Source organism: Streptomyces sp. NPDC041068 (genome assembly GCF_040647455.1).
In the GTDB taxonomy this organism is placed as follows: domain Bacteria; phylum Actinomycetota; class Actinomycetes; order Streptomycetales; family Streptomycetaceae; genus Streptomyces.
Genome location: NZ_JBEZCG010000022.1, coordinates 159,127 through 171,893 on the forward strand (window position 1 = coordinate 159,127; position 12,767 = coordinate 171,893).

The 12,767-nt window shown below is 71.1% G+C and carries 12 protein-coding genes; 6 read left to right on the plus strand and 6 right to left on the minus strand.

Annotation, left to right across the window (positions count from 1 at the left end):
* Nucleotides 1-70: 70 nt before the first annotated feature.
* The 4 genes from AB0B50_RS38340 to AB0B50_RS38355 all read left to right on the plus strand — a co-directional run bounded on the left by AB0B50_RS38340 (nt 71) and on the right by AB0B50_RS38355 (nt 4,142).
* Nucleotides 71-1,012, plus strand: coding sequence for an RluA family pseudouridine synthase (locus AB0B50_RS38340; protein ID WP_362340658.1), 942 nt, complete (start codon nt 71-73; stop codon nt 1,010-1,012).
* Nucleotides 1,009-1,476, plus strand: a complete 468-nt coding sequence (locus AB0B50_RS38345; protein ID WP_362340660.1) for a GNAT family N-acetyltransferase — start codon at nt 1,009-1,011, stop codon at nt 1,474-1,476. Before AB0B50_RS38340 ends, AB0B50_RS38345 begins: the two co-directional genes overlap by 4 nt.
* Nucleotides 1,477-1,701: 225 nt before the next feature.
* Entirely contained in the window at nt 1,702-2,457 is a 756-nt protein-coding gene (locus AB0B50_RS38350; protein WP_362340662.1) for a heparin lyase I family protein, read from the plus strand.
* A gap of 98 nt (nt 2,458-2,555) precedes the next feature.
* Complete coding sequence (locus AB0B50_RS38355; RefSeq protein ID WP_362340664.1) at nt 2,556-4,142, plus strand: Na+/H+ antiporter; 1,587 nt, start codon at nt 2,556-2,558, stop codon at nt 4,140-4,142.
* A gap of 75 nt (nt 4,143-4,217) precedes the next feature.
* Here AB0B50_RS38355 and AB0B50_RS38360 read toward each other — a convergent pair whose 3' ends face one another.
* Nucleotides 4,218-5,315 (minus strand): mechanosensitive ion channel domain-containing protein, encoded by a 1,098-nt coding sequence (locus tag AB0B50_RS38360; RefSeq protein ID WP_362340666.1) that lies wholly within the window; start codon nt 5,313-5,315, stop codon nt 4,218-4,220.
* Between the two features lie 44 nt (nt 5,316-5,359).
* Here AB0B50_RS38360 and AB0B50_RS38365 point away from each other — a divergent pair, with 44 nt between their 5' ends.
* Nucleotides 5,360-5,929 carry a dienelactone hydrolase family protein gene (locus AB0B50_RS38365; protein ID WP_362340668.1) on the plus strand — a complete coding sequence of 190 codons (570 nt, stop codon included), beginning with the start codon at nt 5,360-5,362 and terminating at the stop codon, nt 5,927-5,929.
* 66 nt (nt 5,930-5,995) lie between these two features.
* On the opposite strand, the gene AB0B50_RS38370 is transcribed toward AB0B50_RS38365, so the two are convergent.
* From AB0B50_RS38370 to AB0B50_RS38390, 5 genes are all read right to left on the minus strand, one after another.
* Nucleotides 5,996-7,507, minus strand: a complete 1,512-nt coding sequence (locus AB0B50_RS38370) for a serine/threonine-protein kinase (protein WP_362340670.1) — start codon at nt 7,505-7,507, stop codon at nt 5,996-5,998.
* A 44-nt stretch (nt 7,508-7,551) separates the two neighbouring features.
* Entirely contained in the window at nt 7,552-9,276 is a 1,725-nt protein-coding gene (locus tag AB0B50_RS38375; protein ID WP_362340672.1) for an alkaline phosphatase D family protein, read from the minus strand.
* Nucleotides 9,277-9,419: 143 nt separating this feature from the next.
* Nucleotides 9,420-10,238 (minus strand): thioredoxin domain-containing protein, encoded by an 819-nt coding sequence (locus tag AB0B50_RS38380; protein ID WP_362340674.1) that lies wholly within the window; start codon nt 10,236-10,238, stop codon nt 9,420-9,422.
* A 40-nt stretch (nt 10,239-10,278) separates the two neighbouring features.
* Nucleotides 10,279-10,965 carry a hypothetical protein gene (locus AB0B50_RS38385; protein ID WP_362340695.1) on the minus strand — a complete coding sequence of 229 codons (687 nt, stop codon included), beginning with the start codon at nt 10,963-10,965 and terminating at the stop codon, nt 10,279-10,281.
* A 77-nt stretch (nt 10,966-11,042) separates the two neighbouring features.
* Nucleotides 11,043-12,371, minus strand: a complete 1,329-nt coding sequence (locus AB0B50_RS38390; protein ID WP_362340676.1) for a DUF2252 domain-containing protein — start codon at nt 12,369-12,371, stop codon at nt 11,043-11,045.
* 202 nt (nt 12,372-12,573) lie between these two features.
* On the opposite strand from AB0B50_RS38390, the gene AB0B50_RS38395 reads away from it, so the two are divergent.
* The coding region (locus tag AB0B50_RS38395; RefSeq protein ID WP_362340677.1) for a PHP domain-containing protein at nt 12,574-12,767 on the plus strand (194 nt) is incomplete at its 3' end.

The following is a 12,767-nucleotide window of genomic DNA, read 5'->3' on the forward strand; positions in this document are numbered from 1 at the left end:
CCGGGGGCCGGGAGCCCTCGGCGGGAGCCTGCGGTGCGGGAGTGTCGGTGGGCTCCTGCATACTCAATGGGTGAGCACGATTCCCGAGATCCGTACCCTGCCCGTGCCGGACGGCCTGGAGGGCGAGCGCGTCGACGCCGCCATCTCGCGCATGTTCGGGTTCTCCCGTACGAAGGCCGCCGAGCTCGCCGCGGCGGGGAAGGTCACGGTCGACGGCTCGGTGGTCGGCAAGTCCGAGCGGGTGCACGGCGGCGCCTGGCTGGAAGTGGAGATGCCGCAGGCGCCCGCTCCGGTGCAGATCGTCGCGGAGCCCGTCGAGGGCATGGAGATCGTGCATGACGACGACGACATCGTCGTGATCGTCAAGCCGGTCGGCGTGGCCGCGCACCCCAGCCCGGGGTGGACCGGGACCACCGTGATCGGCGGCCTCGCGGCTGCCGGGTACCGCATCTCCACCTCCGGCGCCGCCGAGCGCCAGGGCATCGTGCACCGCCTGGACGTCGGCACGTCCGGCCTGATGGTGGTCGCCAAGTCGGAGCGCGCGTACACCTCGCTGAAGCGCCAGTTCAAGGAGCGCACGGTCGACAAGCGCTACAACGCGCTGGTGCAGGGCCACCCCGACCCGATGAGCGGCACCATCGACGCCCCCATCGGCCGCCACCCGAACCACGACTACAAGTGGGCGGTCACGGCCGAGGGCAAGCCCTCCGTGACGCACTACGACCTCATCGAGGCCTTCCGCGCGGCCTCCCTGCTCGACATCAAGCTGGAGACGGGGCGCACGCACCAGATCCGCGTCCACATGTCGGCACATCGACACCCGTGCGTGGGCGACCTGACGTACGGCGCGGACCCGACGCTCGCCAAGCGCCTCGGCCTCACGCGCCAGTGGCTGCACGCCGTCCGGCTCGGCTTCGAGCACCCCGGCGACGGCCAGTGGGTGGAGTTCGAGAGCCAGTACCCCGACGACCTGCAGCAGGCGCTCGACCGGGTGCGGGCGGAGAGCTCGTGACCGGTGTGACGGTCCGGGTCGCCGACGACCCGGACGACCTGGAGGCCTGCTTCGCGGTCCGCAAGGAGGTCTTCGTGGTCGAGCAGCAGGTGCCGGAGGACCTCGAGTACGACACGTACGACGCCGGGGCGGTGCACGTCCTCGCCCTGCGTGAGGACGGCGTTCCGCTGGGCACGGGCAGGCTCCTGACCGGCGCCGCGGCGGCCGCCAAGAACGGCGGGGAGTCCGGCATCGGCGCGCTCGGCCGGCTCGCGGTGACGCGGGCCGCGCGCGGGCTCGGCGTGGGCGCCTCCCTGGTCGGGGCCATCGAGGACGCGGCACGCGCGCGTGGCCTGACGGCGGTGGACCTGCACGCACAGACCCACGCCCTCGGGTTCTACGAGCGCCTCGGGTACGAGGCGTACGGGCCCGAGTTCCCGGACGCGGGGATTCCGCACCGGGCGATGCGGAAGTCGCTGCGCTAGCCGGGCAGCAGGACAGCCGGGCAGCAGGTGGGCTGTCGGGCAGTAGTTGGGCTGCTGGGCAATGAGTGGGTGTTGCGCAGTCGGCTGTTAGGAAACCTTCCAGTCGGTCTTGACGGGGGTCCGCGGGGGGTCTTAGGTTCGCGCCGTCCCCACCCCCCACTCACGGAGCTCGCCATGCGTAGCGCACCGTCCCGGAAGCACCGCAGGAATCGCACTGTCATGGGCATGGCTTCGGCGGTGGTCGCCGTGGGAGTGCTCGGTCTCGCGGGGACCTGGCACGCCTCCGCGGGAGAGACCGCAGCCGTGCTGTGGCAGGCCGACCCCGCGAAGGGCACCTCCGTCTTCGAGGGCACCGAGACCAAGCCCGGCACGATCGGCGTCGTCGACGACCCCAAGGGGCGGTACGGCAGGACGTACGAGCTCCACACCTCGGGTGACAAGGTCTCGCCCGACGAGCGCGTCCGCGTGGAGGTGCGCGGGCACAAGAAGCCCGACGGTTCCCGGCTGCGCTTCGAGGAGGGCGACACCGTCTACGTGGGGTGGCGTTCGATGTGGGAGCCGCTGCCCACGCGTGCCGGCGACTGGGTCGTCCTGTGGCAGCTCAAGGACTACGGCAGCGGGGCGTCGACGCCGCCGCTGTCGATCAGGGCGCGCGGCAACGGCACCGTCGACCTCGAGTACGCCGACCCCGACCTGAAGACCACCCAGCTCTGGAACGCGCCGCTGCGGACCGGGGAGTGGCACGACTTCGTCGTCGGGATCAAGGTGTCCGACGATCCCTCGAAGGGTTCCGTCCAGTTCTGGTACGACGGCCGCCGGCAGGACCTGAAGGGGGCGTCGACCTACAAGGCCGCCACGTTGCGGGCCGACTGGGTCACCGACAAGTGGGGCGTGTACCGCTCCGACGGGGTCAAGGGCGCGGCCACGGCGTATCTGAACGGCGCCAAGGTGGGGCGTGGCTATGAGGATGTCGCCCCCTGAGCCGAATCCGAACGGAGGGCATTGGTCCGGTTCGCGGTGATTGCGTGGCAGGGTTGAGGTCTTGATCGTCCGAGTCTCGACCGTCCGGAGGGCGCACCGTGGATCAACTGGCGCTGGTGCTCATCTTGTTGCTCGGTGCCGTGGTCACCGTGCCCCTGGGGGACCGGCTCGGGCTTCCCGCGCCGGTCCTGATGACGCTGGCGGGGATCGGCATGGCGCTGCTGCCGTTCGTGCCCAATGTCGAGATCCCGCCGGACTACATCCTTCCGCTGGTCCTGCCGCCGCTGCTCTACGCCTCCGTGCAGCGCACCTCCTGGCGGCAGTTCACGGCCAACGTACGACCGATCTTCCTGCTCGCCGTGGCCCTGGTGTTCGTCACGACGGCGGCGGTCGCCGCGGTGGCCAACGCCGTCGTGCCGGGGCTGCCGATCGCGGCGGCCGTGGCGCTGGGAGCGCTCGTCGCGCCGCCCGACCCCGTCGCCGCGACCGCGGTGGCCGGGTCGCTCGGGCTGCCCCGCAGGCTCGTCTCGATCCTGGAGGGCGAGGGGCTCTTCAACGACGTCACGGCGATCGTGCTGTACCACGTGGCGATCGCGGCGGCGATGAGCGGTACCTTCTCGTGGCCGTCCGCCGTGGGCCTGTTGGTGCTGTCGGCCGTGGTCGCCGTCGCCGTCGGCCTCGTGCTCGGCTGGCTCACCAACAAGCTCATGGGGCTGCTCGGCGACGCCACCCTGCAGACCGGCCTGACGCTGCTCGTGCCCTTCGTCAGCTATGTGCTGGCCGAGGAGCTGCTCGGCTCCGGGGTGCTCGCCGTCCTCACCACCGCGCTCTACCTCGCGGAGAACGCCGTGGACGCCGACGACGTGCTCGGGCGGATCACCGGGCAGACCTTCTGGCAGATCGTCGACACCCTGGTCACCGGCATCGCGTTCGGGCTCATCGGTCTCGAACTGCACAACGTCTTCGGCATCGCGAGCGGCCGCGCGTGGGAGATGTTCGGCTGGGGCGCCGCGATCGTCGCGGTCGTCGTCGGCGTACGCCTGCTGTGGCTGCTGCCCGCGACCTGGCTCGCCAAGAGGCTGCACAAGCGGCGTGACGTCGACGAGGAGATCCCGACCAGCTGGCGCGAGACCGTCGTCATGTGGTGGTCGGGGATGCGGGGCGTGGCGTCCGTGGCGCTCGCGCTCGCCATTCCGCTCAAGACGGACGACGGGTCGCCGTTCCCGGCCCGCGAAGAGATCATCTTCATCGCGTTCTGCGTGATCATGGCGACGCTCGTCGCCCAGGGGCTCACCCTGCCCTGGCTGGTCAAGAAGCTCGGGGTGCGCGCCGACGCGGACGCCGAGCGGGAGCTGGAGCGCGAACTCGCGCTGCGCGCCGCCAAGGCCGCCAAGCGCCGCCTCAAGGAGATCGAGGAGGTCGAGGAGCTCCCGGAGGACGTCGCCGAGCGGCTGCAGCGCGGCGCGTTCGACATCGGGGCGAGGATCAGCCCCGACCTGGTCGACGACGAGCGGCGCGAGCGCTACGCCAAGCGCGTCGACCGGCTGAAGGCGGTCCAGCGCATCCAGCGCGAGATGATGTCGGCCGCCCGCCACGAGGTGCTCGCCGCGCGCAGCGAGCCCGGGGCCGATCCGGAGATCGTCGACCGGGTCCTGCACCACCTCGACGTACGCAGTCTGAGGTAGTCGGTGTCGAGGGGGTGGGCGGCGTCGAGGGGCGGGCGGCGTCGAGAGGTACGGGCAGTGTCGAGGGGAACGGGCTCAGCCGCGGCCGGTCCGCGGCACGTCCGGCGAGAACGGCTCGGGCTGCGGGCGGTGGCCGTTGGACATCGGCTCGGCCGCGGCCGTGGTGACCTTCGGCAGCGCGTATCGATGGTGCTCGGCCAGCCAGCGGACCAGCTGCTCGCGCACCGTGACCCGCACCGTCCAGATGTCGTCCGCGTCCTTCGCGGTGACCAGGGCGCGGACCTGGATGGTGGTCGGTGTGGTGTCGGTGACCGCGAGGCCCCAGTCCCTGCCGTCCCACGCGGCGCACTCGCGCAGGATGTCGTGGAGTTTGTCGCGCATCTGCGCGATCGGCGCGGAGTGGTCCAGCTGGAAGAAGACCGTGCCGGTCATCTGGGCGCCGCCCCGCGACCAGTTCTCGAAGGGCTTCGACGTGAAGTACGAGACGGGCATCGTGATCCGGCGCTCGTCCCAGGTGCGGACGGTCAGGAAGGTGAGCGTGATCTCGTCGATGGTGCCCCACTCACCGTCCACCACCACCGTGTCCCCGAGCCGCACCATGTCGCCGAAGGCGATCTGCAGGCCCGCGAAGAGGTTGCCGAGGGTGGACTGGGCGGCGACACCGGCGACGATGCCGAGGATGCCGGCGGAGGCGAGCAGCGAGGCCCCCGCGGCCTGCATCGCGGGGAAGGTCAGGAGCATCGCGGCGACTGCCACCACGCCGACGATCGCGGTGACCACCCGCTGGATGAGTGTCACCTGCGTACGGACCCTGCGGACCCGGGCCGGGTCGCGGTGGGCGGCCGCATAGCGCGCGTACGACGACTCGACGACGGCCGCGGCGATCCGCACGACGAGCCAGGCGGTGGAACCGATGAGGACGAGCGAGAGGGCGCGGCCGATGCCGGCCTGGTGGTCCTCGAATATCTTGGTCTGGCGGTAGGAGCCTCTCAGCAGGGCGGTGCACAGGACGACCTGCAGCGGGATGCGGCTGCGGCGCAGCAGCCCCCACAGCGGGGTCTCGCGGTGCCGTTCGTCGGCCCGGCGCAACAGCACGTCGACCAGCCAGCCGACGACCACCGTGAGCACGACCGAGCCGCCGACCACGATCAACGGACGCAGTACGTTCTCCATGCCTCCGAGGGTAGGGGTCAGGGGACGGATGGCACGATGGCCCCATGAACATCGTGCTTTTCCATTCGACGTACGGTCTGCGGCCCGCGGTGCACGCGGCGGCCGACCGGCTCCGTGCCGCGGGGCACGAGGTGTGGACCCCCGACCTCTTCGAGGGCCGCGTCTTCGACGACGTCGAGGAGGGCAGGGCCTTTCAGAGCGAGCTCGGCAAGGACGAGCTCCTGAAGCGGGCGATCCTCGCCGCCGCCCCCTACTCCGAGCGGGGACTCGTGTACGCCGGCTTCTCGCTCGGTGCCGCGACCGCGCAGACCCTCGCCCTCGGCGACGAGAAGGCGCGCGGCCTGCTGCTCCTGCACGGCACGTCCGACATCGCGGAGAACGCGTCCGTGGACGAGCTGCCGGTGCAACTGCACGTCGCCGAGCCCGACCCGTTCGAGCCCGACGACTGGCTGAGTGCCTGGTACCTCCGGATGGGGCGGGCCGGGGCCGACGTGGAGGTCTATCGCTACGCGGGCGCCGGGCACCTCTACACCGACCCGGACCTCGACGACTACGACGAGGAGGCGGCGGAGGCGACGTGGCGCACGGCGCTCGGCTTCCTGGAGACGCTCTGAGGGCTCCGAGGACTCTGAGGACTCTGGGAGCTTCGAGGGCTCTGAGCGATGTGAGGGCTTGGGCCTCTACGCGCGCGTGCACCTGCCCACCGGGTTGCTCGCGGGCGGTTTGCACTGCAGGGAGTAGTCCGCGCTGTCGCGGCTGAGATAGCGCCCGACGCAGGTGTTTCCGGTGGTCCTGCCGCGCTCGGCGCAGAAGCGCAGGGCCGCGCGGCCGTCCGCGAAGGGCCCGGGGGCGTAGATCACCCAGAAGCCGGGGCGCAGTGAGGCGTAGTCGTCGCTGTGCAGGTACCGGGCCTCCGGCACGTCCTTGCGCACGGCCGCGAGGCGGCGGTCGCGGGTGGCGGTGCCCGAGGTGTCCGGCTCGGAGAAGAGCTGGGCGATCCACGTGCCCGAAGCGGGCGGCTCGGTGGGGGTGGGCGACGTCGGGGACGTGCTCTTGGCGGGTGTCGTCGTGGCGGAGGTCTCGGGGCTCTTCGACGGCTTCTCCGGAGACGTACGACTCGCGGACGCGGGCACGGAATCCGCTTCAGTGCTCCCCTTCTCCCCGCCCTTGCCTTCCGTCCCCGAACCGTCCCGCAGGGCGAACACCAGCGCCGCGCCCGCCACCAGCGCGAGGGCCACGGCCACCGCCGCGGCGACCACGGGCATACGTCTACGGGGCTCGGGAGACGGGGGAGGTGAGGGTGGCGGCGGCCCCACCGTGACCGCCGGGCGCTCCGCGGTCTCGGTCGGCTGCCGGGCGATGCCCTGGGCCACGGCAGCGAGCATCGCGTCGAGCCGGTCGGCGTCCGGGCGCAGCGCCGGGTCCCGCACCAGGAGCGCGGCGAGGACCGGCGCGAGCGGGCCCGAGCGCACCGGAGGCGGCAGCGGGTCGTCGAGGACCGCCGCGAGGGTGGCCAGGGTCGTGGCGCGGCGCAGCGGACTGACGCCTTCCACCGCGACGTACAGGACCAGGCCGAGCGACCACAGGTCGGCCGCGGGGCCCTCTCCGGTGCCGCGGATGCGCTCGGGCGCGATGTACTCCGGCGAGCCGATGAGGTCGCCGGTGGCGGTGAGGCGGGTGGCGCCGCTCAGGGAGGCGATGCCGAAGTCGGTGAGGACCACGGAGGGAGCGTCCTCGGGGCCCCGCAGCAGGACGTTGGCCGGTTTGATGTCGCGGTGCAGGATGCCGGCGGCGTGTGCGACGCGCAGGGCCGAGAGCAGCTCACGGCCGATGCGGGCCGCTTCCTGGGGCGGCAGGGTGCGCTCCTCCAGGAGGTCCTGGAGGGTGCGGCCCGGCAGCAGCTCCATCACCAGCCAGGGGTGGGAGTCCGCGGCCGTGTCGATGATCTGGTGGATCGTCACCACATGGGGGTGGTTGAGCCGGGCAAGGGCGCGGGCCTCGCGCAGCACCCTCTCGCGCAGGACCGCGGAGTCCTCGGCGGCCGGATCGGGGCCGGCCGACCTGACCTCCTTGAGGGCCACTTCGCGGTGGAGCACGGTGTCGCGGGCCCGCCACACCGTGCCCATGCCGCCGCTGCCGAGCCGCTCGAGCAACTCGAAGCGTCCGTCCACCACATCCCCCGGGCCGCTCATGGGACAAGCGTAGAGGGCGGGTGTGACAGTGCGTACGCGCTCGGTCAGCGCACGGGTGCGTGCACCCGCTCGACCTTCTGGGTGCCGCTGAGCGTGCGGTACGAACGGGCCCAGGACGAGGTCGCCTCGGGGTCGGTCCGGTCGGAGACGACGTAGTAGTCCATCTGCGAGCGCTCGGCGGTGACGTCCAGGACGCCGTAGCCGTGCGAGTCCATGTCCAGCCATTTCACATGGCGGTTGGCCGCCTTGATGGCGCCCGCGGCCACGAGGGAGAGCGTGTGCGGGGCGACGTGGAGCATGTCGTCGACGTTGTCGGAGGTCACCGAGGTGACCACGAACTCCGTCGCGGCCGACGCGGACACGGGGTACGTGGCCGCCTTGACCGGCACGTCGTTCGCCCAGGCCATGTGGATGTCGCCGGTCAGGAAGACGGTGTTGCGGATGTTGTTGTCGCGCAGGTGGGATATGAGCTCCTTGCGGTCGTCCGTGTAGCCGTCCCACTGGTCGGCGTTGATGGCCAGGCCCTCCTTGGGCAGGCCGAGCAACTCCGCGAGAGGCTTCAGGAGATGGGCCGGCAGGGAGCCGAAGGCGACCGGCGAGATCATCACCGAGGTGCCGACCAGTTTCCACGCCGCGTCCGAGGAGGCGAGGCCCGACTTCAGCCAGTCGAGCTGGGCGCGGCCCGTGATCGTGCGGTCCGGGTCGTCGACGTCACCGCTGCCGAAGCCGACCTGCTCGGAGCGGAAGGAGCGCAGGTCGAGCAGGTGCAGGTCGGCCAACTTGCCGTAGCGGACGCGGCGGTAGACGGTGCCCTCGGTGGAGGGGCGCACGGGCATCCACTCGAAGTAGGCCTGTTTGGCCGCCGCCACGCGCCGCGACCAGTCGCCCTCGGTCCCGGGGGTGTGGTTCCCCGCGCCGCCCGACCAGGTGTTGTCGGCGAACTCGTGGTCGTCCCAGATCGCGACGACCGGGTGCGTGGCGTGCATGGCCCGCGCGTCGGCGTCGGTCTTGTGGACGCCGTGCCGCTTGCGGTAGTCGGCGAGCGTGAGGATCTCGTGCTTCGGCTCGTGCTCGCGTACGACGTACTTCGCGGCGGGGTACTCGCCGGTCGGGTACTCGTAGATGTAGTCCCCGAGGTGCAGGACCGCGTCGAGTTCGGTGCGGGCAGCGAGATGGCGGTACGCGGAGAAGTAGCCCGACTCCCAGTTGGCGCAGGAGACGACGCCGAAGCGGACGCCGTGCGCGGACGCGTCGTGCGCGGGGGTGGTGCGGGTGCGGCCCACGGGGGAGTGCACCGGGGAGCCGTCCGCGGAGCCGTCTTCCACGGAGAAGCGGAAGTAATAGGTGGTCGCCGGGCGCAAGCCCCTTACGTCGGCCTTGACCGTGTGGTCCGATGCCGCCCGTGCGGTGGTGCTGCCGTGGCCGACGACCCGGGTGAAGCCCTTGTCCTCGGCTATCTCCCAACGCACCTCGGTGTCGGGCCCCTTGCCCGAGCCCGGCACGGCGTCCGGTGTGGGTGTCACGCGGGTCCACAGCAGGACGCCGTCCGGCAGTGGGTCCCCCGAGGCGACTCCGTGGTGGAAGGCTGGTCTCTCCGCGGCGTGTGCCGGGAGCGAAGCGAGCGGGGCGGCGAAGGCGGCGGTGGCGGCCGCGGCCTTGACGACGGTACGGCGGCGCGGGGCGCGGAAGCCGAGCTTCTTGGCGTCGAGCTCCTGGGAGTTGAGCGGCTGGGCATCGAGCGACGACTGAACATCATTTCGACTGGTCACGGGCGATCACCTTACTGAGCGGTAATCGCAAAGAGCGGGCCAACTCCAGGAGTTCGCCCGCTCTTTTGCCACGCGCCTTGTCAGCGCGCGGTGTTGTGCGTCAGTTCAGCCCGTCGTATCCGATACGTCCGGGTCGGCCCGGCTCAGCCCTTGAGGGCCTTGTCGATCGCGGTCTTGTAGTCCTCGACCGTGCTGGGCGCGTTCTTGGAGCCGGGACCGGTCAGCTGCTTGCCGTCCATGACGAAGGAGGGGGTGCCCTCGACGCCGTCCTTGTTCTCGTCGAACGTCTTCGACATCTCCAGGGCCCACCGGTCGTAGGTCCCGCCCTTGACGTCCTTCTTGAAGGACGCGCTCTTCTTCAGCTCGGGCACCTCGTTGGCGGCCTTGAGGAGGTAGGAGTCGTCCTTGAACTTGTCCTCCTGCTCCGAGGGGTGGAACTTGGCGGAGAACAGCACCTTCTTGTACTCGAGGAACGCGTCGTCGCTGACGTTCAGAGCCGCACCCATCGCGCTGAGCGCGTTGCGGGAGCCCTCGCCCGGGATGTTCCGGTCGAGGAAGGTGGCGCCGATGAACTGGACCTTGTACTTGCCGTCCTTCAGGTCCTTCTCGACCGTCGGGCCGACCGTCTGCTCGAAGCTGGCGCAGATCGGGCAGCGCGGGTCCTCGTAGACCTTGAGGGTCTTCTTCGCGGAGTCCTTGCCGATGACGACGGTCGTGCCGTTCTTGCCCGTGGTGTTCGCGGGCTTGACCAGCTTGTCGTCCTTGGCGGCGTCCCAGTAGCCGGGCTTGTTGGACTGCATGACGGCGTAGCCGACGCCGCCGGCTATCGCGAGGACGCCGACGATCGAGACGCCGACGATCGCGGCGCGCTTCCGCTTCTCCCGCTTCCGCTCGGCTTCCTGCTGTGCGCGGATCCGCTCGCGGGCGGCGGACTTGGCGGCCTGGCTGTTGCGCTTGCTCATGATGGTTTCTCCGTGTGGGTGACTGCGTGGGGGGCCGTGCTCAGGCGAAGGCGGCCGAGCACGGCGGTCCACGCCGCCCCACGAAGTGCACGAGCAGTCGCGTGCGCGCCGTCCGCACCCGGCGTGCGGGACGCGGGGCGCGGCGTACGGGCATGCGGGACGTCGTCACGGCGGCGACCGCGATCAGCAGCGGCCGGAACGTGGCGGCGGCGACCGCGCGAAGGAGCTGCCCCAGGGCACGCTCGCCGCGCCGGAGCCAGGCCGCGGCGAACAGGCCCACGCCGACGTGCGCGCCGAGCAGCAGCCAGGCGGCGCCCGGGTCGGCCTCGGCGAGCAGCGCCGCGGCGCCGCCGTGCCCCTCGGCCGTCATCCGGGCCAGTGGGGTCCCGATGGGCGCCCCGCCGCACAGCACGTCGAAGCCGACCGAGCGCAGTGGACCCGCGACCGGGCCGCCCGCCTCGCCGTAACAGACGTGCTGGCCCGCGGTGAACACCGTGTCGGCGGCCAGCTCGAGCGGGATCAGCAGGGCCGCGATCCGGCCGTAGCCCCGCTCGCGTCCCGCCAGGACGTACGCGATGACGAAGACGGCGGCGGCGATCGCCGCGACCGTGGTCAGCGGCAGGGGGACGCGGGACAGCAGCACGTGCGACGCGGCGGAGAGCGTCACGACGATCGCCGTGAACAGCGCCGCGCGCACGGCTCTGAGCTGGGTCCCTGATATGTCCATCGCGGAGGAGTGTGCCATGCGTTCCTGTGGGAGGTCCCAAAAGGGTGCCCAAGAGTTCCACATTGGCCTGTGGATGCCTACAGACCTGGAATCCGGCCGTTGCGGAACAGGTCGACGAAGATCTGGTGGTCCGCACGCGCGCGTGCGCCGTACGCGTGCGCGAAGTCCACGAGCAGGTCCGCGAAGCCGCCCTCGTCGGCCGCGATGGCCGCGTCGATGGCGCGCTCCGTGGAGAACGGCACCAGGTCCGAGTGACCGCTCTCGTCGTCCGCCGCGGCGTGCATCGTGGCCGTGGCGCGGCCCAGGTCGGCGACGACCGAGGAGATCTCCTCCAGGTCGTCGATGTCGGACCAGTCCAGGTCCACCGCGTACGGCGAGACCTCGGCGACCAGCTGGCCGGCGCCGTCCAGCTCGGTCCAGCCGAGCCACGGGTCGGCGTGCGCCTGGAGGGCGCGCTGCGAGATGACCGTGCGGTGCCCCTCGTGCTGGAAGTAGCCGCGGATCGCCGGGTCCGTGATGTGGCGCGAGACGGCCGGGGTCTGGGCCTGCTTGAGGTAGATCACGACGTCGTTCTCCAGGGCGTCGCTGTTGCCCTCGAGGAGGATGTTGTACGAGGGCAGGCCCGCGGAGCCGATGCCGATGCCGCGGCGGCCGACGACGTCCTTCACGCGGTACGAGTCGGGGCGGGTGAGCGAGGACTCCGGGAGCGTCTCCAGATAGCCGTCGAAGGCCGCGAGGACCTTGTAGCGCGTGGCGGCGTCGAGCTCGATGGAGCCGCCGCCCGGCGCGAAGCGGCGCTCGAAGTCGCGGATCTCCGTCATCGAGTCGAGCAGGGAGAAGCGGGTCAGGGAGCGGGCGTCGCGCAGCGCGTCCAGGAGCGGGCCCTGGGCGGTGTCCAGCGTGAAGGGCGGCACCTCGTCGCTCTTGGCGCCCGTCGCCAGGTCGTGGATCCGCTCGCGGTAGGCCGCGGCGTAGATCCGCACGAGGTCGGTGATCTGCTCGTCGCTGAGCGCCTTCGTGTAGCCGATCAGGGCCACGGAAGCGGCGAAGCGCTTGAGGTCCCAGGTGAAGGGGCCGACGTACGCCTCGTCGAAGTCGTTCACGTTGAAGATCAGGCGGCCCTGGGCGTCCATGTACGTGCCGAAGTTCTCGGCGTGCAGGTCGCCGTGGATCCACACGCGGCCGGTGCGGTCGTCCAGGTAAGGGCCGCCGTGCTGCTCGCGCTCCTGGTCGGCGTAGAAGAGGCAGGCCGTGCCGCGGTAGAACGCGAAGGCGGAGGAGGCCATCTTCCGGAACTTCACCCGGAACGCGGCGGGGTCCGCGGCAAGCAGCTCGCCGAACGCGGTGTCGAAGACGGCGAGGATCTGCTCGCCGCGCTGCTCAGCCGTGGGCTGCGGGACCGACATCGCTGGGTGCCTCCTGGTGCAGGGTGGTGCGTGACATGGGGGACGGGCGGGCCGCCACCGTGGGACAGATGTTCCGCCCCTTCCAACGCTCGACCGTACTCCCGAGTGCCCGCCGACTGTCAGTGCTCCGGATTAGACTTCCACGCTGTCCCCCCAGACTGTCCGCAGCCTGTCGCCCAGCGTTCTCCGGAGGCCTTCCGCCGTGACCAAGCCGCCCTTCACGCACCTGCACGTGCACACTCAGTACTCGCTGCTCGACGGTGCCGCCCGGCTGAAGGACATGTTCAACGCGGCGAATGAAATGGGCATGACGCATATCGCGATGTCCGACCACGGCAATCTGCACGGTGCGTACGACTTCTTCCATTCGGCGCAGAAGGCGGGCGTGACGCCGAT

Excerpts from the sequence above, each read along its gene's own strand:
- AB0B50_RS38365 (WP_362340668.1), top strand. The coding sequence starts at position 5,360 with ATGAACATCGTGCTTTTCCATTCGACGTACGGTCTGCGGCCCGCGGTG.
- AB0B50_RS38370 (WP_362340670.1), bottom strand. The coding sequence starts at position 7,507 with ATGAGCGGCCCGGGGGATGTGGTGGACGGACGCTTCGAGTTGCTCGAG.
- AB0B50_RS38380 (WP_362340674.1), bottom strand. The coding sequence starts at position 10,238 with ATGAGCAAGCGCAACAGCCAGGCCGCCAAGTCCGCCGCCCGCGAGCGG.
- AB0B50_RS38385 (WP_362340695.1), bottom strand. The coding sequence starts at position 10,965 with ATGGACATATCAGGGACCCAGCTCAGAGCCGTGCGCGCGGCGCTGTTC.
- AB0B50_RS38360 (WP_362340666.1), bottom strand. The coding sequence starts at position 5,315 with ATGGAGAACGTACTGCGTCCGTTGATCGTGGTCGGCGGCTCGGTCGTG.
- AB0B50_RS38350 (WP_362340662.1), top strand. The coding sequence starts at position 1,702 with ATGGCTTCGGCGGTGGTCGCCGTGGGAGTGCTCGGTCTCGCGGGGACC.
- AB0B50_RS38390 (WP_362340676.1), bottom strand. The coding sequence starts at position 12,371 with ATGTCGGTCCCGCAGCCCACGGCTGAGCAGCGCGGCGAGCAGATCCTC.